At 67.5% G+C, this 16,006-nt stretch carries 15 protein-coding genes; 11 read left to right on the top strand and 4 right to left on the bottom strand.

Features of this window, described 5'->3' with window-relative positions; translation table 11 throughout:
- Positions 1 to 35 precede the first annotated feature (35 nt).
- The 3 genes from ABJD39_RS12345 to ABJD39_RS12335 all read left to right on the top strand — a co-directional run bounded on the left by ABJD39_RS12345 (position 36) and on the right by ABJD39_RS12335 (position 3,600).
- Complete coding sequence (locus ABJD39_RS12345; RefSeq protein WP_348609097.1) at positions 36 to 938, top strand: hypothetical protein; 903 nt, start codon at positions 36 to 38, stop codon at positions 936 to 938.
- A gap of 133 nt (positions 939 to 1,071) precedes the next feature.
- Entirely contained in the window at positions 1,072 to 2,607 is a 1,536-nt protein-coding gene (locus tag ABJD39_RS12340; RefSeq protein ID WP_348609095.1) for an ATP-binding protein, read from the top strand.
- 183 nt (positions 2,608 to 2,790) lie between these two features.
- Positions 2,791 to 3,600: a BtpA/SgcQ family protein gene (locus ABJD39_RS12335; RefSeq protein ID WP_348609092.1), complete on the top strand. Its 810-nt coding sequence runs from the start codon at positions 2,791 to 2,793 to the stop codon at positions 3,598 to 3,600.
- Between the two features lie 30 nt (positions 3,601 to 3,630).
- On the opposite strand, the gene ABJD39_RS12330 is transcribed toward ABJD39_RS12335, so the two are convergent.
- Both ABJD39_RS12330 and ABJD39_RS12325 read right to left on the bottom strand, forming a co-directional pair.
- Positions 3,631 to 4,617 carry a carbohydrate kinase family protein gene (locus ABJD39_RS12330; protein WP_348609089.1) on the bottom strand — a complete coding sequence of 329 codons (987 nt, stop codon included), beginning with the start codon at positions 4,615 to 4,617 and terminating at the stop codon, positions 3,631 to 3,633.
- Position 4,618: 1 nt separating this feature from the next.
- Positions 4,619 to 5,584 carry a metallophosphoesterase family protein gene (locus ABJD39_RS12325; RefSeq protein ID WP_348609086.1) on the bottom strand — a complete coding sequence of 322 codons (966 nt, stop codon included), beginning with the start codon at positions 5,582 to 5,584 and terminating at the stop codon, positions 4,619 to 4,621.
- Between the two features lie 209 nt (positions 5,585 to 5,793).
- Between ABJD39_RS12325 and ABJD39_RS12320 the strand changes: the two genes are divergently transcribed.
- The 5 genes from ABJD39_RS12320 (at position 5,794) to ABJD39_RS12300 (ending at position 13,095) form a co-directional block, all read left to right on the top strand.
- Positions 5,794 to 7,947 (top strand): ABC transporter substrate-binding protein, encoded by a 2,154-nt coding sequence (locus ABJD39_RS12320; RefSeq protein WP_348609083.1) that lies wholly within the window; start codon positions 5,794 to 5,796, stop codon positions 7,945 to 7,947.
- A gap of 85 nt (positions 7,948 to 8,032) precedes the next feature.
- Positions 8,033 to 9,079, top strand: a complete 1,047-nt coding sequence (locus ABJD39_RS12315) for an ABC transporter permease (protein WP_348609081.1) — start codon at positions 8,033 to 8,035, stop codon at positions 9,077 to 9,079.
- Between the two features lie 64 nt (positions 9,080 to 9,143).
- On the top strand, positions 9,144 to 10,538 hold the full coding sequence (locus ABJD39_RS12310) for an ABC transporter permease (RefSeq protein ID WP_348609079.1): 1,395 nt from the start codon (positions 9,144 to 9,146) through the stop codon (positions 10,536 to 10,538).
- Positions 10,538 to 11,671, top strand: coding sequence for an ABC transporter ATP-binding protein (locus ABJD39_RS12305; protein ID WP_348609077.1), 1,134 nt, complete (start codon positions 10,538 to 10,540; stop codon positions 11,669 to 11,671). Before ABJD39_RS12310 ends, ABJD39_RS12305 begins: the two co-directional genes overlap by 1 nt.
- The gene (locus ABJD39_RS12300; RefSeq protein ID WP_348609074.1) at positions 11,668 to 13,095 is read left to right on the top strand and encodes an ABC transporter ATP-binding protein; all 1,428 of its coding nucleotides are present in this window, start codon (positions 11,668 to 11,670) and stop codon (positions 13,093 to 13,095) included. Before ABJD39_RS12305 ends, ABJD39_RS12300 begins: the two co-directional genes overlap by 4 nt.
- A 128-nt stretch (positions 13,096 to 13,223) precedes the next feature.
- Here ABJD39_RS12300 and ABJD39_RS12295 read toward each other — a convergent pair whose 3' ends face one another.
- A complete protein-coding gene (locus ABJD39_RS12295) occupies positions 13,224 to 13,418 on the bottom strand; it encodes a hypothetical protein (RefSeq protein ID WP_348609071.1) in 195 nt (64 codons plus the stop codon).
- Positions 13,400 to 13,624, bottom strand: a complete 225-nt coding sequence (locus ABJD39_RS12290) for a hypothetical protein (RefSeq protein WP_348609068.1) — start codon at positions 13,622 to 13,624, stop codon at positions 13,400 to 13,402. The genes ABJD39_RS12295 and ABJD39_RS12290 overlap by 19 nt, the downstream gene beginning before the upstream one ends.
- Before the next feature lie 38 nt (positions 13,625 to 13,662).
- Here ABJD39_RS12290 and ABJD39_RS12285 point away from each other — a divergent pair, with 38 nt between their 5' ends.
- The 3 genes from ABJD39_RS12285 to ABJD39_RS12275 all read left to right on the top strand — a co-directional run bounded on the left by ABJD39_RS12285 (position 13,663) and on the right by ABJD39_RS12275 (position 15,973).
- Positions 13,663 to 14,247, top strand: a complete 585-nt coding sequence (locus ABJD39_RS12285) for a methyl-accepting chemotaxis protein (protein WP_348609065.1) — start codon at positions 13,663 to 13,665, stop codon at positions 14,245 to 14,247.
- Between the two features lie 191 nt (positions 14,248 to 14,438).
- Positions 14,439 to 14,900 carry a DUF5805 domain-containing protein gene (locus tag ABJD39_RS12280; RefSeq protein ID WP_348609062.1) on the top strand — a complete coding sequence of 154 codons (462 nt, stop codon included), beginning with the start codon at positions 14,439 to 14,441 and terminating at the stop codon, positions 14,898 to 14,900.
- The gene (locus ABJD39_RS12275) at positions 14,897 to 15,973 is read left to right on the top strand and encodes a tyrosine-type recombinase/integrase (protein ID WP_348609060.1); all 1,077 of its coding nucleotides are present in this window, start codon (positions 14,897 to 14,899) and stop codon (positions 15,971 to 15,973) included. The genes ABJD39_RS12280 and ABJD39_RS12275 overlap by 4 nt, the downstream gene beginning before the upstream one ends.
- Positions 15,974 to 16,006 lie beyond the last annotated feature (33 nt).

Here is a 16,006-nt window from a genome sequence, read left to right as displayed (position 1 = left end):
CGCCGCTTTTGCACCGGGGCCCCCACGGTCCGCCAATGAGCAGACCCGTCTCCGTCGCGGTTCCCCGGAAAGGGCGACCGCTGGAGGCCGCGTTGGAGCGGCTCGCGGCGGTCGCCGGCGACGACGCGACGGCGCTGGCCGACGACGTGTCCTCGACGCTTCGATACGAGAAGGCGATCACCAAGGGCCGCGATCGCGACGAGCGCGGCGTGTACGACCGGCTCGCCGCCTACAGCGACCCGGAGGGGCGCGGCCCCGAGTACACGCTGATTCGGGACGACCGCGAGGGTCATCCCCGTCGCATCGTCTTCGACTCGGCGCTGATCGCGATCGACGGCAACGACGTCCGTCTCGTCGGTCGGGAGGAGCCGTTCCGCGCGCTTCGCACCCACGAGTTCGCCCTGGGGTTCGACTCCGCGGACCTCGTGTTGGAGGAAGTCGTCGGCCTGAAGCCCGAGGGCGTCTCCGATCTCGCGGACGTGAACGCCCGCATCGACCCCCGAGACACCGACGTACGCATCGCGACCGGCCTCGGCGACACCGTCCGACACACCCTGATGGCGACGCCCGAGACGCTCCCCGCCGGCGCCGACCTCGACCGTTCGTTCGTCGCCGACTACGAGGGACCGCTGTGTATCTCGCCGCGCTACGAGCGGCTCGTCGAGGCGGTCCTCGGCACCGACGCGCTCGACGGCGTGGAGTTCGTCTACCCCGACGCCGGTCAGGAGGAGGAGGAGGCGGCGATCGCCGAGACGGGCCTCGGCGTCTACCTTACCGTCACCGGCGGGACGGCCCGGGAGTACGGGCTCGTGCTCGGGGAGGATCTGTTCCCCAGCGAGACCGTCCTCATGGAAAACGAGGCGGAGGCGACGCGTGCGACTCGGTCGCTCGAGATCGCGCTCGCCAGCGGTGTCGACACTGCGTTAGCCCCCGAGTGAGTTGTCCGGACTGTACACCCAACGCGACGATGTGTTTCGAGTCACCGCCCCTACGTCCCGTCGATTCCGCGCTCGCCGTGTGGATCGGACGCAATGGGCAACGTTATTTAGAATGGCTAATATCTACGGCACGATGACAGCTTCTCCCCCACACGTCCTCTACGTCGACCCGGATTCGGGGAGTTGTACCCGGGCCGCGGACGAACTGCACCGGGAATTCCCGGACGCGACGGTGACGGCCGTCGGGTCCGCGGATGCGGCGATCGGCGTCGTCGCCGACGCTCGACGGATCGACTGTGTCGTCAGCGCGTTCGAGCTTCCGGATGGGGACGGGCTCGATCTGCTCGCGGAGGTACGCGCCGAGCGCGAGGGGGTCCCGTTCGTCCTGTTCACCGACGCGGGGAACGAGGAGATCGCGATCGACGCGATCACGGCGGGCGTCTCCGAGTACGTCCGATCGGACCGGCACGACCCGTACCGGACGCTCGCCCGGCGCGTTCGCGAGACGATCGACGGACACGCATTCGACGGCGTCGCGGACGCGGACCACGAACTGCACCGGCTCCTCGTCGACCGGGCAGACCAGCCAATGGCGGTGCTCGAGAACGGGCGGTACCGAACAGTCAACGGCGCCTACGTCGACATTCTCGGGCTTCCCCGAGAGCGTGTTCTCGGAGCGACCGACCGTGACCTGTTTCCGTCCGACGTGGCGGATGCACTCCGCGAGCACAGCGACGGTGTACTCGCCGACGGCAAGCGCCGCGAGCACCGCATCGAGACGGACGTGAACGGCGAGGCGCGCGTCCTCGATGTCGTCCACTTCTCGGGAGACACGGCGAACGGTAACCCGGTGGTCGGTCGGGTGCTACGGGACGTGACCGACCGGGTCGATCGCGAGCGATTGCTCCGCAAGGAGCGCGATCGACTCGAAGCCCTGTCGAGTGCGGTCGCTCACGACGCGCGAAACGCGATCCAGGTTATCCGCGGCCGAGCCCTCCTCGCCGAGGAATCGCTCCCCGCGGGAGCCGACGAGTCCAACGAACACCTGTCCGCGCTGGAGGTCGGCGTGGACCGACTGGGCGATCTCGTCGAGTCGTTGGAGTCGCTACGCAGCGTGAACGATCCGGTCACCGAGCCCGTCCCGGTGTCGATCGGCGAGGCGGCGCGGGACGCGTGGGCGACGGTCGCCGCACCGGATGCGACGTTGCGGGTACGAGCCGACCCGATGGTACTCGGCGACCCCGCGCGGGTGCGAACGCTGCTCGAGAACCTCTTCAGGAACAGCGTCGAGCACGCCTCGTCGGCGAGCGAACTCCGGGCCGAACCCCCCGCCGAGCGCGTCGACAGCGGGAATCTGTCCGGGAACGATTCCGGTCCCGGATCGATATCGTCGGGCGAGCGCGCGGCTCCGTCGCTGACCGTCACGGTCGACGCGATCGACGGCGCCCGCGGGTTCGCGGTGAGCGACGACGGGGACGGTATCCCCGAAGCCGAACGAGATCGCGTCCTGGAGTTCGGCTACTCCCTGAACGGCGGGACGGGACTCGGCCTCGGGATCGTCTCGGGGATCGTGGACGCCCACGGCTGGAGTGTCGACCTCGCCGAATCCGAGTCCGGCGGCGCACGCTTCGAGGTCCGCCAGGAGACGCTCGATTCGTTCGTCTCCTAGCCCGATCGGGCGACAGGTGTCTCGGTACTGTGAGTCGACTGCACGGTTCGACTGACAGGGTAATTCTATATCGCGAAATACAGTTTATTTGTCGCTGTTGGGGCAGAGATCTGTTCGAGAGACGACAACGCGATCTCCGGTCCGATCGTCAGACTAACGCCGGGACCGCGGGTAGCAGGCGCTATGTTCGACTCGCTGTTCGCGGACGGCAGACAGCCGGTGATCGGGATGGTCCATCTCCCGGCGCTTCCCGGAGCCCCGAAGTACGACGGCGATCGTGAGGCGATCATCGAGACGGCCGAGCGCGACGCCCGGCGGCTCGCGGCCGGCGGCGTCGACGCGATCATGGTCGAGAACTTCGGCGACGCCCCCTTCTACCCGGACGACGTGCCCAAACACGTCGTCGCGAGCATGACCCGCGCGACGCGGGCGGTCGTCGAGACGGCGGACGTGCCGGTCGGCGTGAACGTCCTCCGAAACGACGCGGACGCGGCGCTGTCGGTGGCCGCGGCCGCCGGCGGCGACTTCGTCCGCGTGAACATTCATACCGGTGCCCGTGTGACCGACCAGGGCGTCATCGACGGGCGGGCACACGAGACGATGCGCCTGCGCGAGCGGCTGGACGCGGACGTGGCGGTGCTCGCCGACCACGACGTGAAACACTCCGCGCCGATCGCCGCCCGGGGGTTCTCCGCCGAGTCCGTCGCCGACGGCGTCGAGCGGGGGCTCGCGGACGCCGTCGTCGTCAGCGGAACCGGTACCGGTCACGACACGGACCGCTCGGATCTGGAACACGCCGTCGAGCGCCGGGACGCCAACGACCTCGACACGCCGATCCTCGTCGGCAGCGGCGTCACCGCCGACACCGTCGGCGGCCTGCTCGACCTCGCCGACGGCGTCATCGTCGGCACGGCGCTCAAGGAGGACGGCGACGTGGGGAATCCGGTCTCCGAAGCTCGCGTGCGAGACCTCGTCGAAGCCGCCCGGCCGTAGAAACTGCGGGAGTGAACCGCCGATCGGGGACTACCGGTCGGCGAGAAACGCCTCGACCTCCTTCCGGGTCGCCACTCCGCCGCGTGCTCCCGCGGCAGTCACGTTCAGCGCGGCGGCGGCCGCGGCGAAGCGGCCCGCCTCGCGAGCGTCGTCCCCGCCGAGCACCCAGCGGTCGATCAACGCCGCCACGTAGGCGTCGCCGGCGCCCGTCTCGTCGGCGACGGCCACGTCGAACGCCGGCAGGTCGTGGAGCCCCTCCTCGTCGCCGAGGACGGCGCCGTCCGAGCCGGCCGTGACGGCGACTCGACGGGCCCCCCTGGATCGGAGTTCTTCGACAGCCTCGCGGCCCGTACAGCCGAGGTACGACTCGGCGGCGACCGTGCCGACGACGAACAGGTCCGCCGCCCCGACCCACCGGTCGATCGTCTCCTCGCGCGCGCCCCGACCGGCCAGTTCGGCGAGCGGCCCCGACAGATCGAAGACGAACGGGGGCGTGTCGGCCTGTTCCGTGAGATCGAGCGCGGTGCGGTGGACGGGATCGGGGTTGTAGGCGGTGAGGAAGGCGGCGTCGGCGTCCAGGAGATACGCGCGATCGGCGGCGGTCAGCCGGAGGCGTTTCGCCGAGTCGCCGGCGGTCACGATGCTCCGTTTCCCGTCGTCGTCTCGGAGTATCACGCAGTGTGTGCTCGTTCCGGGCCTTCGCCGGACGCGGGTGTCGTCGATCGAGAGCCCGTCGAGGTCGGCGGCGACGCGTGTGCCCACGTCGTCGTCGCCGATCCGGGCGATCAGTCCGGCCGACCGACCGAGGCGGGCGCTCGCGACCGCGACGTTCGCGCCGACACCGCCGAACACCTCGGCGACCTCGTCGGCGTAGGCGCCGCCGTCCGGTTCGGGGATGTTCGAGACGTGGTACGTTCGATCGACGGTCGCGGCCCCGAGCGTGACCACGTCCGGGGCTGCTGAGGAATCGGCGACCGAGGTTCCTTCGGAGCTGCTCCCCGCGTCGCGACCGGCCATCTCACTCCTCGACCAGCGGGAACTGCGCGAGGCGGGTGGCCGCCATGGCGGTCAGCCCCCGTGCAGTCACCGAGTCGGTCGATCGCTCACGGTGGCCGACGACCATCTCATCGAAGTCAGCGACCGGGACGAACCGCACCTCGGTGCCCTCGGGTCCGATCTCGACCAGACAGTACCCCTGCGGGAACGAACACGTCGTCGGCATCATCAGCTCGCGGACGGACCTCTGAGCCGCGGCCGAGGGCATGTGCAGGTGCCCGGTGAGCAACAGCGGCGCGTCGTGGCGTTCGAGCGTCTCGACGAACGGCTCCGGGTCGTCCATCTCCGGCGGGACGAACATGTCGGGCTCGGCCAACTCGCGGTGCTCGTGTACCTGCTCGGACATGGCGGGAAGGTTGTGATGTGCGAGCACGAGCGGCGTGTCGGCGTCCGCGAGCATCGCGTCCAGCTCCTCGAGCTGGTCGGCGGGAACGGTCCCGGCGTGCGAGTCGTAGTGCCAGTCCTCGGTTCCCGCGGTGTTGACGCCGATCACGTCGATCCCGCCGACGGCGACGTGAAACGGAACGCCCTGGCCGTCGGGCGTGTACCGCGCTTCGAACTCGGCCATCGGGAGGTTCTCGTGGTCGTACCCCTCCTTGGGCACGTCGTGGTTGCCCGGGATCGAGTAGAAGGGTGCATCGAGATCCGCCGCGAGCTCGTCGAACCGATCGAAGTTCCACGGCTCGCCGTCCTTCGTGATATCACCGACACACAGCGTCGCGTCCACGTCGCGCTCGGCGATATCCGCGACGGCGTTGGCGACGTGCGTTTCGGTGCGGTCGAACAGTTTCGACGTGCCGGTCTCCTCGGTCGAGAGATGCGGGTCGGCGATGACGGCGACGCGCGTCCGTTCGTCGGCGGACGGGCGGTCGAGCGTGGCCATCAGCGAGCCCTCGGGGGTGCCGGACCTGTCGAGCGGTGTGACCATATCGGTGGCGTGGGACAGCCGGCTCAAAACGGTCCCGGTCCCGGCCGTTCGCAGACCGACCGATCACACCGGGTCCGCGGGCGAACGTCTATCATGGACGATACGTGGAAATACAGATATGTGGAATAGAGAGGGAACTGGAGAGGTATATACACACACAGGACTGTAGATGACAAGTTACATTATGCCCGGACTAACGGATGTACTTGATGTCCGAGGATACCACTCGGCGGCGCTTTCTCACCGCGGCAGGCTCGGGCGTGGCGGCGGCGCTCGCGGGCTGCTCCGGGAACCAACCGGACGAACAGTCGACCGAAGCCGACACCGACACGCCGGGGTCGACCTCGACGGCGACGTCGACGCCGGAGTCAGAGCGGGAGTACACCGGCGGGACGCTCCAGTTGGCCTCCAACGGTCCGGTCCAGACGCTCGACCCGATAAACGCCAAGGGGTCGGGCGCGGGCTATAACCAGTACAACGGCACGCTCATGACGTTCGAGAACGGCGACCTCCCGCCGGTCGCCGGGCTCGCGACGGACTACGAGGTCTCCGATGACGGCCTCACGTACACCTTCCAGCTCCGGGAGGACGTACAGTTCCACAACGGCGACGAGCTGACGGCGCAGGACTTCGTCTACTCGTGGGAGCGGCTCGCGGGCGCCGAGGAGACGCGCAACGCCGACGACATCGTCGGCGACACGTTCGCCATCGACCACGAGAAGCAGGACGACATGGACGGCGTCGCGGCGTACATCCCCGGGACGCTGGCCGTCGAGGCGGTGGACGACTACACCTTCGAGTTCACGATGGCGACCCCGTTCACGGGGACGATGTCGCAGATCGCCAGCGGCACGTTCGCCCCGATTCCGGAGGGTGCGGTCGCGTACCCGAAGGACTACGAGGACCACGAGGGCGTCGACGGCCTCATGTGGGAGGGCGAGTACGAGTACAACGAGTACTTCTCCACGTCGGGTGACGGCCCGTACTTCGCGGGCACGGGCCCGTTCCAGATCGACTCCTGGAGCAAGGGCGACGCGATCACGCTGTCGGCGTTCGAGGACTACTACGGCGAGGGGCCGTACATCGACGAGATCGTCTACACCGTGATCGGCAACCAGCAGACGCGGTTCTCCCGGTTCAAGAACGGGAACCTCGACGTGCTCCTCAACGGGATGCCGACGGCTGAGTTCAACTCAAACCGCCGGTCCATCGATCGCAACCGCGGCACCTACCGGACGGGAACCTACGAACTCGACAACGGAAACACCGTCAACTACGGCGAGGCGCCCGCGCTCGACACGGACTACCTAGTGTTCAACTGCGCCCGGACCGAGAAGCCGGTCCGGCAGGCTATCGCCTACCTGATCAACCAGAACCGTATCTCTCAGGACGTGTACAAGGGGCTTCAGCCCGCTGCGTACCACCTCACGCCGCCCGGAGCGTTCATGGCCCGCGAGGGCGAGAACCCCGGCGAGAACTACACCAAGCACTACGAGGACGGGCACCGAAACCGGATGGATCAGTTCTCGGATGGCTACCCGTACGGCGTCGGCGAGGCGCGGATCGGCGAGGCTCAGCGCGTGATGGAGGAGGCCGGCTACGGCGAGGACAACCGTGCGGAGGTCGAGTTCACGGTGTTCTCCGGCGACGGCGCCTGGGAATCGATCGCCCAGACGCTGCGCGACAAGGCGACGGCCGCCTACATCGACATCAACATCGTCAAGGCCGACTTCGGGACGATCATCGGGCAGGCCCTCGACGGGGCGATGGACATGTTCTCGCTGGGCGACGGGATGGAGTGGCCCGAGTCGGACAACTTCCTCCGATTCATGCCGCCGTACGACAGTCCGAGCGGGATGTTCACCCGGTGGACCTACCAGGTCGTCTGCTCGGACGTCGACTTCGACGGCGACGGCGTCGACGCCGTCCGTTCGAACGTGTACGAGCAGCTCGACGGCGACTTCCCCGAGGACCACGTGAAGGTCGACACCGAGAACAACCGGGTCCGCGTCGCCATCGAGAACGTCACTCCCGACGAACTGGAGTCGGCAGTCAACGACGCCGGCTACAACTACGGCGAGGCCGAGTCCACGCAGGCGCCGTTCGACCCGCTCATGCCGGAGTCGGACCGCGAGTGGGACACGTACCTCGAGAACCGCGGACCGAGCGACGAGTCGGTCCGTGCACGCGACGAGGTCTACTACTTCCAGGAGGAGGTCAACTGGGCCGCCGTCCAAGAGCTCCCGCTCGTTCACTCCGTCTCCCAGCGGCTCTGGCAGGACCGGGTGAACGTCCGCATGGCCGGGACGATGGAGAACCAGACGTTCAACACCCTCACGCTCGAGGACCAGGACGGGAACTGACTGGTCGAACGCGACACTCGTCGATTCAACAGTATTTTTATACTACGATCGAAGTGACCAACGAGACCCCAGACCTCCGAAACACATGAACCGGCTGAAATACATCGTCAAGCGCGTTCTCATGTCCGTCCCGGTCCTGTGGTTGGGAACCAGTATGACCTGGTTCATCATCTATCAGGGTCCCGTGGACCCGGCCGCCAATCTCCTGAGCGGAAACGAGCGACTCACGGAGACGAAGTACGAGGCGGCCCGGACCGAACTCGGCCTCGATCAACCCCCGTTACAGCACTACGTCGACTGGATGTGGAGCCTGTTCACGCTCGATCTCGGCCAGACCTGGCTCGTGTACACCGGATCGAACGTCGGCGCGCTGGTGCTCGATTTCCTGCCGCGGACCGTCTGGCTCGGCTTCTGGTCGGTGCTCATCGCGATCTGCATCGGCGTTCCGCTGGGCTTCTACGCCGGGATCCGGTCGAACACGGTCGCCGACTACATCGCCTCCGTTTCGGGGATCGTCTGGCGCGCGATGCCGAACTTCTGGCTCGCGGTGATCCTCCTCGCGCTGCTGGTCGGCTCGGAGTCGCTGTTCGGCTTCGACTGGGACACGTTCCTGGTCAACCTCCCGTCCGGCGTAACCGGCAACCCCGGACTCTCGTACATGGCCGGCGACCCCCTCGCGCTGTTCACACAGCCGCGAGAGACGCTCGCGGCGATCAAGAAGATCCTGCCGGCCGCGCTCGTGTTGGGTTCGGCGTCGATGGGCAACGAGATGCGGATCGGACGGACGGCAGTTCTGGAGACGAAGAACGAACAGTACGTCGACTTCGCCCGCGCACGCGGCGTCCCCGGACGGGCGATCGTCTGGAAGCACGTGTTCAGGAACGCGCTCGTCCCGCTGGTCCCCGTGATCACCACTGAGGCGTTCCTCCTCATCGGCGGCAGCGTCCTCGTCGAGTCCGTGTTCGGGATCAACGGGATGGGGAAGCTGTTCTTCGACGCCGCGATCCAGGGCGACCTCCCGCTGGTCGGGTCGCTCATGTTCGTGTTTATTCTGCTCATGCTCACCATCAACATCGCACAGGACATCCTCTACACCCTGATCGACCCCCGAGTCGGGTACGACGGGGCCTGACTCCATGGCTACACAATTCAGCACGTCCACCGAAGGCGAGGCCGCACCGCTTCGAGACCGAGTCATGGCGAACCCGCGCCCGGCGGCAGTGTGGGTAGGAATCGCCGCCGTGCTGTTGGCGCTGCAGGCCGGCGCAGTCGTGCAGTTCCTCGCGGTGCTGCTGGCCGACGCCGTCGCCGCGGTGCCGGGCGTCGCCGTCCCCGCCGGCGTGGCAGCCCTCGAACGGGCCGCAGACGCCGTCCCGACGCTGCTGTCGCGCGAGACGGTCCCGAACCGGGGGTACTACGACGGCAGCGGCTACGTCGGCACGTTCCTCGGCCTGTCGCCGGATCTGGCGTGGCTCCTCCGGGTCGCGCTCATCTACGCGTACTCGTTCGCGACGCTGGCGTGGCTGTGGGTCGGCTACGAGCGGTACCGGACTCACTACCGGATCGCCGACTGGACGCCCCGTGACGACGTGATCGACCGGTTCCGCCGCCACAAGTGGGGGCTGTTCGGCGTCGTCGTCGTGGCGATGTTCTTCGTGATGGTCATGTTCGCGCCGGCGCTCAGTCCCACGACGACGGCGGCGAACCTGGAGAACCCCTACCAACACGAGGTAACCTACTGGGCCGACGGCGAGACCCGGACGGTGACGGTCGGGCAGGCGAACCTGGGGTCGCAGTCGCAGGGGACACCACAGGAGAACGTCGGTCCGATGCAGTACGACGATTACGGGCGTATCCACCCGTTCGGAACGCTGCCGAGCGGGAAGGACTTGTTCACGTTTATCGCTCACGGGTCGCGGATCTCGCTGGTGATCGGCCTCGTTTCGGTCGGCCTGTCGGTGTCGATCGCGGTCGTCCTCGCGCTGGTGACGGCGTACTACCGGGGAAAGATCGACCTCGGCGCGGTGCTGGTCTCCGACGCCGTGATGGGGATGCCGCAGTTGCTCCTGCTCATCATGCTCTCGGTGATCCTCTCTGGAACGTGGATCGGAAAGATCTACTCGGGGGCGTTCGTGCTCGCGTTGATCTTCGCGGGCACGGGCTGGCCGGCGATGTGGCGGTCGTTCCGCGGTCCGGCGCTGCAGGTGTCGAACCGGGAGTGGGTCGACGCCGCGAAGTCGTTCGGACAGACACCCACGGCGATCATGCGAAAACACATGCTCCCGTATATCACCGGCTACGTGCTCGTGTACGGCTCGATGACGCTCGGCGGCGCGATCATCGCCATCGCCGGGCTCTCGTTCCTCGGGTTGGGCGTCAACCCGCCAACGCCCGAGTGGGGCCGGGCCGTGAACGCCGGGCAGGACTACGTGACGACCGCCTCCTGGCACATCTCGCTCATTCCCGGAATCCTGATCACCCTCGTCGTGACAGGGTTCAACGCCCTCGGCGACGGGATCCGGGACGCGATCGATCCGGAGTCCGACGCCGAGGACCAGGGAGCCGCCAGCGGCCGCGGGGGTGGTGCCTGATGCGCCCGAACCGCGACGGCGACACGCACGCGGCGGAACCGTCCCGCGAGGCCGCTCGGACCGACGGCGGCCGCGAGGCCCTCCTCGAGGTCGAGGGGCTGACGACCGTCTTCCACACCGACAAGGAGACGATCCGCGCGGTCGACGGGGTCTCCTTCGCCGTCGAGGAGGGTCAGACCCTCGGGATCGTCGGGGAGTCCGGGTCGGGGAAGTCCGTGACGGCCCGGTCGATCCTCGGACTGATCGACTCTCCCGGGGTGGTCGAGTCGGGCTCGATCCGGTTCCGCGGCAACGAGTTGACCGACGACAACTGGGACACCCACCGGGGCGACATCTCGATCGTGTTTCAGGACCCGAGCAACTCGCTGAACCCGGTGTACACCGTCGGCAACCAGATCCGGGAGACGCTGCGGATCCACCAGGGGCTGCGGGGCCAAGCGGCGCGCGAGGAGGCCGTCCGACTGCTTGAGTCGGTCGGCATCCCCGACGCGCGGCGCCGAGTCACCGAGTACCCGCATCAGTTCTCCGGCGGGATGCGCCAGCGGGCGGTCATCGCCGTCGCGTTGGCGTGCGATCCTGATCTCCTCGTGTGCGACGAGCCGACGACCGCCCTCGACGTGACGATCCAAGCGCAGATACTGGAGCTGCTCGACGAACTCCAGGAGGAGGAGGATCTCGCGATCATGTTCATCACCCACGACATGGGCGTCATCGAGGAGACCGCCGACCGCGTGAACGTCATGTACGCCGGCGAGATCGTGGAGTCGGCCCCCGTCGACGAACTGTTCGACTCCCCGCAACACCCGTACACGCGGGGGCTCCTGGCGTCGATCCCCGGCCGAACGGTGTCGGGCGACCGGCTGCCGACGATCGGCGGCGAGGTCCCGACGCCGACGAGTGAGCCGACCGACTGTCGGTTCGCGGACCGCTGTCCCGAGGCGTTCGACGCCTGCGAACGGGTACACCCGGAGCCGGTCAGGGTCGGCCCCGACCACTCCGCGGCGTGTCTGCTCCACGAGGAGGGATACGACCACGAGTTCGGGGACTCCTCGGCCGGTTCCGATCCGAGCAGCTCCGGGCACGGCACCGCAACCGGTGGAGACGCCGCGACTGACGGGGGTGAGCGCGAATGAGCAGCGGCGACGCGATCGATCGGGGATCGGACCACGGCGAGGCCGAGGCGACGACCTCGAACGACGACACCGAGGCTGACGGCGCTGAGGCGATCGTCGAGGTTCGAGAGCTGAAGACGTACTACGACGACGACGGGTTCCTCGGCGACGACCCGGTCAAAGCCGTCGACGGGGTCTCCTTCGACATCCGCCGCGGGGAGACGCTCGGACTCGTCGGCGAGTCCGGCTGCGGGAAGACGACGCTCGGCCGGACCATCCTCGGACTCGAGGACGCCACCGGCGGCGAGGTCGTCTCGGAGGGCCGAAACGTGGCGAGCCTCTCGGGAACGCAGCTTCGCGAGTGGCAGCGAGACGCGCAGATGGTGTTCCAGGACCCCGAGGCGAGCCTGAACGATCGCATGACCGTCGGGGAGATCGTCCGGGAGCCGCTCGACGCCCACGACTGGAAGACGGGGTCCGAGCGCAAACAGCGGGTGTTCGAGCTGCTCGATCTGGTCGGGCTCAACGAGGAGCACTACTACCGCTACCCGCACCAGTTCTCCGGCGGTCAGCGCCAACGCGTCGGCATCGCGCGCGCGCTCGCGCTCGAACCGGAGTTCATCGTGCTCGACGAGCCGGTGTCCGCGCTCGACGTGAGCGTCCAGGCCCGGGTTATCAACCTCCTCGAGGACCTTCAGGAGGAACTCGGGCTGACGTACCTGTTCATCGCCCACGACCTCAGCGTCGTCCGACACATCGCCGATCGGGTGGCGGTGATGTATCTCGGTGACATCGTCGAGTTGGGCGACACCGAGCCGGTGTACACCGACCCGGCACATCCGTACACGCTGTCGCTGCTGTCTGCGATCCCGGGCAGCCACACCGGGACCGACCGCGACCGCGTGACGCTGCGCGGGACGCCCCCGTCGCCGCGGGACCCGCCGTCCGGGTGTCGCTTCGCGACGCGCTGCCCGGCGAAGGTCCGCCCTGAAAAGTTCGACCACCTCTCGGGAACCGCCTGGGAACGGCTCGACGCACTGCACACGGTGTTCCGCGAGCGCGCGAACGCCGAGACAGGACTCACGGAGCAGGTGAAGCGTCGGCTCGGGCTGGCGACTGCCGCCGACGACATCGACGACGTGGTCGCCGACCTGTTCGGCTGGCGCCCCGGTGACGGGACGACCACCGAGGGTGTCGGTCCGGGCGAGCCGCTCCTGTCGGGGGACGCGCGCGCCGCAGTCGAGGAGGCCGTCGACGCCGCGCGCCGCGGAAACGACGAGGAGGCGACCGCGATCCTCACGGAGACGTTCGGCTCGATATGCGACGAGCGTCGACCTGACCACCACTCGGTCGACGACGCCGGCCGGCTCAGCGCGTGTGTCCGCCACGACGACGAGTATGAGTCGCCCGATGCCGTCATGGCTCGACGGTACGACGGCGACTGAGTGACGGGCGGGCCGATTAGATATCGCGACATGAAATTTATGCGGTGCGTCGCCGCCGCGCGACCTCGCGCTCGAACGGGATCCGTGATCGAACCCGATAGTTCGAGACCTGAATTTTCACTCGCCGGTCACTGCTCAGTGTATGTCGTCTCACAGGCCGACGTCGACTCGACGAGGAGGTCCGGGAGGGCGTTGACCCGGACGACGGGTTCGACGTGGACACCGAAAGCGAGATCCAGACCTCGATCGGGGAGCTGCAGGGATCGTCCGTGGAGATCGCCCGACAGGTGGACGAGATACGCGATCAGGTCGCCCAGCAGCACGAGGCCATGCAGCAGGTCTGCGATGAGGTCGGTAGCCTCAGCGCCGCCGTCGAGCAGATCGCCGCCTCCTCCGAACAGGTCGCCGGAGCCAGTTCCGACGCCCGCGAGGTCGCGGCGTCGGACGCGGAGTCGGTCGAGGAGATCGCCGACGTGATGACGGCGATCAGCGCCGCCGCCGACAGCGTTACGGCCGACGTAGAGGGCATTCAGGGAAGCGTCGAACAGATCGACGAGGTGATCGAGGTTGATTCAACGGGATCACCGAACAGCCGAACATACTGGCACTCACCGCCTCTATCGAGGCCGCACGCGTCGACGACGGCGCCGCGGGTTCGGTGTAGTCGCCGACGAGATCACGTCGCCGGCAGAGGACTCACAGGAGCAGGCCGCGAGCATCGAGTCGATGATCGACGGGATCCACGCGAAGACGGAGACCGCCGTCGAGAGTCTAACGGAGACCAACGGGCGGATCGAGCAGGAGGTCACGGCCGTAGAGGAGGCCACGGAGACCTTCGAGGAGAGAGACGAAGTAGTCGAGGAGGCCGATCAGGAGATCCACGAGGTCGCCCGGGCGACCGACGAGCAGGCCGCCGGCACCGAGGAGGTGACCACGATGGTCGAGGAAGTCGTCGAGTCGACCGAGGAGACGGCGGCCGGAACGACCGAGATCGTCGAGGCGGTCGACGACCAGACGGACGAGATCGACGAGATCGACGAGATCGACGAGATCGACGAGATCGACGAGATCGACGAGATCGACGAGATCGACGAGATCGACGAGATCGACGAGATCGATCGGCTGGTCGAGGAACACGTCGTCACGGACTGAGCGGTTCTTCGGAGAGACAAAGACAGATTATTGCTTCAAGTTTCGTGGTCCGGTAAGTCGGCGTTACTCGACGATAAGCACCGTTATAACGCAGCTGATGCGGTTCTGTGTTTTGATGAAATATACAGAATTAGTGCATTAGGACACGAGGTTGCATCAGATTCATGTGGGCCGCCCCGAAGAGGAGAGATATGAGCGAAGCGGACGCCGACACCGAACGAGTCGCCGTGACCGCGCGGGTGCCGACCTACCAGAAGGCGGAGTGGGTCGCAGACGCCGAGCGCCTCGATATGTCTCAATCTGAGTTCCTCCGGACGATGGTCCAAGCGGGGCGCCGCGACCTCGGCATCGCCGAGGAGTTCGGCCCGCCCGCCGGAGTCGAGTCGCGCTCGACCGAGGATCGCGACGAACCGGCAACCGATTCCGCAAACGCGGAGGGTGGTTCTCCCCCCTCCGACCCCAGGGGTAGCGGCCTCGAAGACGACCTCCTCGATACGCTCTCCGACGCCGAGGTTCTGTCGTTCGACGAACTCGTCGAGGCGGTCGCCGGCGACATCGAGGCGCGCGTCGACGAAACGATGGGCAACCTCCAGTCACGAGGTCGGGTTCGCTACAGCGGTCGCGACGGCGGCTACGTGTTGGTGGAGTCATGAGCGCAGCAGACGGGATGGAGGACGGCGATGGCGACGATGCCGGCGACGATCCGGTCGGCTACTTCCTCGAGGACATGGAGCTTCACGGGAAAAGCCGGCGGACACAGTCGGAGTACGGCCGCGTGCTCCGGCGGTTCGAGTCGTTTCTCACGGACGAGAGCCGAGGGCCGGCCGGTGGCGCGAGCGAGCCGGCCGCGGCCTCCCATCGTGACTGCATGGCGTTCGTCCACGAGCTGCGTCGCGACCCTGACTTGACGGACTCGACGACGGCGACGTACGCGGCGTACCTCCACCGCTTCTTCGCGTACATGACGCAGGTCGGGGCGTTCGACGCGAACCCGATGGCGCTGGTGATGGAGGAACTCGACGAACGGATCGACACCGATCCCACCCGCCGAGAGATTTCCGTGTCGCGGATGCGGAGCTTCGTCGGCGGCATCACTCACCCGCTGGAACGGGCGCTGGTCGTCACGCTGCTGAAGACGGGAATGCGTGTCGGCGAGCTGTGCAACCTCGATCGTCGAGATATGGCTCTCTCGCGGGGTCTCGACGGGTACGACGCGGGGACGCGTGCCCAGTTGGACGGCCGGCCGGACTCGCTGTTCGTCGCCAGCGAGCCGTCGGTCGGCGAGCCGTACAACGGCGAAGAGCGAACCGCTTCGAACAAGCGCAAGCGCGGCACGGTGATCCCGATCGACGACGAACTCGCCGAAACGCTCGTTCGGTGGCTCGCGATCCGCCCCGACGCCGTCTCGCCTGCCGAGCCCCTGTTCGCGGGCACCGGAAGCGGCTGGGGCGAACGCCTCACGCCCGAACAGGTCGGGCGTATCGTCCGAACGCACGCGGAGGACGTCGGCTGGTACGAGCGCGGCGCCGGGGCGACCGAGAACGTGACTCCTCACTACTTCCGGCACTTCTTCACGACCCACCTGCGGGACCGAACCGGGGATCGCGGCGTCGTGAAGTACCTCCGCGGCGACGTCGGTGACGACATCATCGACACGTACACCCACAACTGGGGCGACAACGTCCGCGAGACGTACGACGAGCACATCTACTCGCTGCTGGAGTAGCAGAACGGAGGCGAGCGGGCGGGAACGGCGTCG

Origin of the sequence: Halobaculum rarum, assembly GCF_040025155.1 — an archaeon.
Taxonomy (GTDB): domain Archaea; phylum Halobacteriota; class Halobacteria; order Halobacteriales; family Haloferacaceae; genus Halobaculum; species Halobaculum rarum.
Note: the sequence above shows the minus strand (reverse complement) of the source record. Positions and strands in the feature narration are given on the sequence as shown.

Excerpts from the sequence above, each read along its gene's own strand:
- ABJD39_RS12345 (WP_348609097.1), top strand. The coding sequence starts at position 36 with ATGAGCAGACCCGTCTCCGTCGCGGTTCCCCGGAAAGGGCGACCGCTG.
- ABJD39_RS12340 (WP_348609095.1), top strand. The coding sequence starts at position 1,072 with ATGACAGCTTCTCCCCCACACGTCCTCTACGTCGACCCGGATTCGGGG.
- ABJD39_RS12335 (WP_348609092.1), top strand. The coding sequence starts at position 2,791 with ATGTTCGACTCGCTGTTCGCGGACGGCAGACAGCCGGTGATCGGGATG.
- ABJD39_RS12330 (WP_348609089.1), bottom strand. The coding sequence starts at position 4,617 with ATGGCCGGTCGCGACGCGGGGAGCAGCTCCGAAGGAACCTCGGTCGCC.
- ABJD39_RS12325 (WP_348609086.1), bottom strand. The coding sequence starts at position 5,584 with ATGGTCACACCGCTCGACAGGTCCGGCACCCCCGAGGGCTCGCTGATG.
- ABJD39_RS12320 (WP_348609083.1), top strand. The coding sequence starts at position 5,794 with ATGTCCGAGGATACCACTCGGCGGCGCTTTCTCACCGCGGCAGGCTCG.
- ABJD39_RS12315 (WP_348609081.1), top strand. The coding sequence starts at position 8,033 with ATGAACCGGCTGAAATACATCGTCAAGCGCGTTCTCATGTCCGTCCCG.
- ABJD39_RS12310 (WP_348609079.1), top strand. The coding sequence starts at position 9,144 with ATGGCGAACCCGCGCCCGGCGGCAGTGTGGGTAGGAATCGCCGCCGTG.
- ABJD39_RS12305 (WP_348609077.1), top strand. The coding sequence starts at position 10,538 with ATGCGCCCGAACCGCGACGGCGACACGCACGCGGCGGAACCGTCCCGC.
- ABJD39_RS12300 (WP_348609074.1), top strand. The coding sequence starts at position 11,668 with ATGAGCAGCGGCGACGCGATCGATCGGGGATCGGACCACGGCGAGGCC.
- ABJD39_RS12290 (WP_348609068.1), bottom strand. The coding sequence starts at position 13,624 with ATGCCCTCTACGTCGGCCGTAACGCTGTCGGCGGCGGCGCTGATCGCC.
- ABJD39_RS12280 (WP_348609062.1), top strand. The coding sequence starts at position 14,439 with ATGAGCGAAGCGGACGCCGACACCGAACGAGTCGCCGTGACCGCGCGG.
- ABJD39_RS12275 (WP_348609060.1), top strand. The coding sequence starts at position 14,897 with ATGAGCGCAGCAGACGGGATGGAGGACGGCGATGGCGACGATGCCGGC.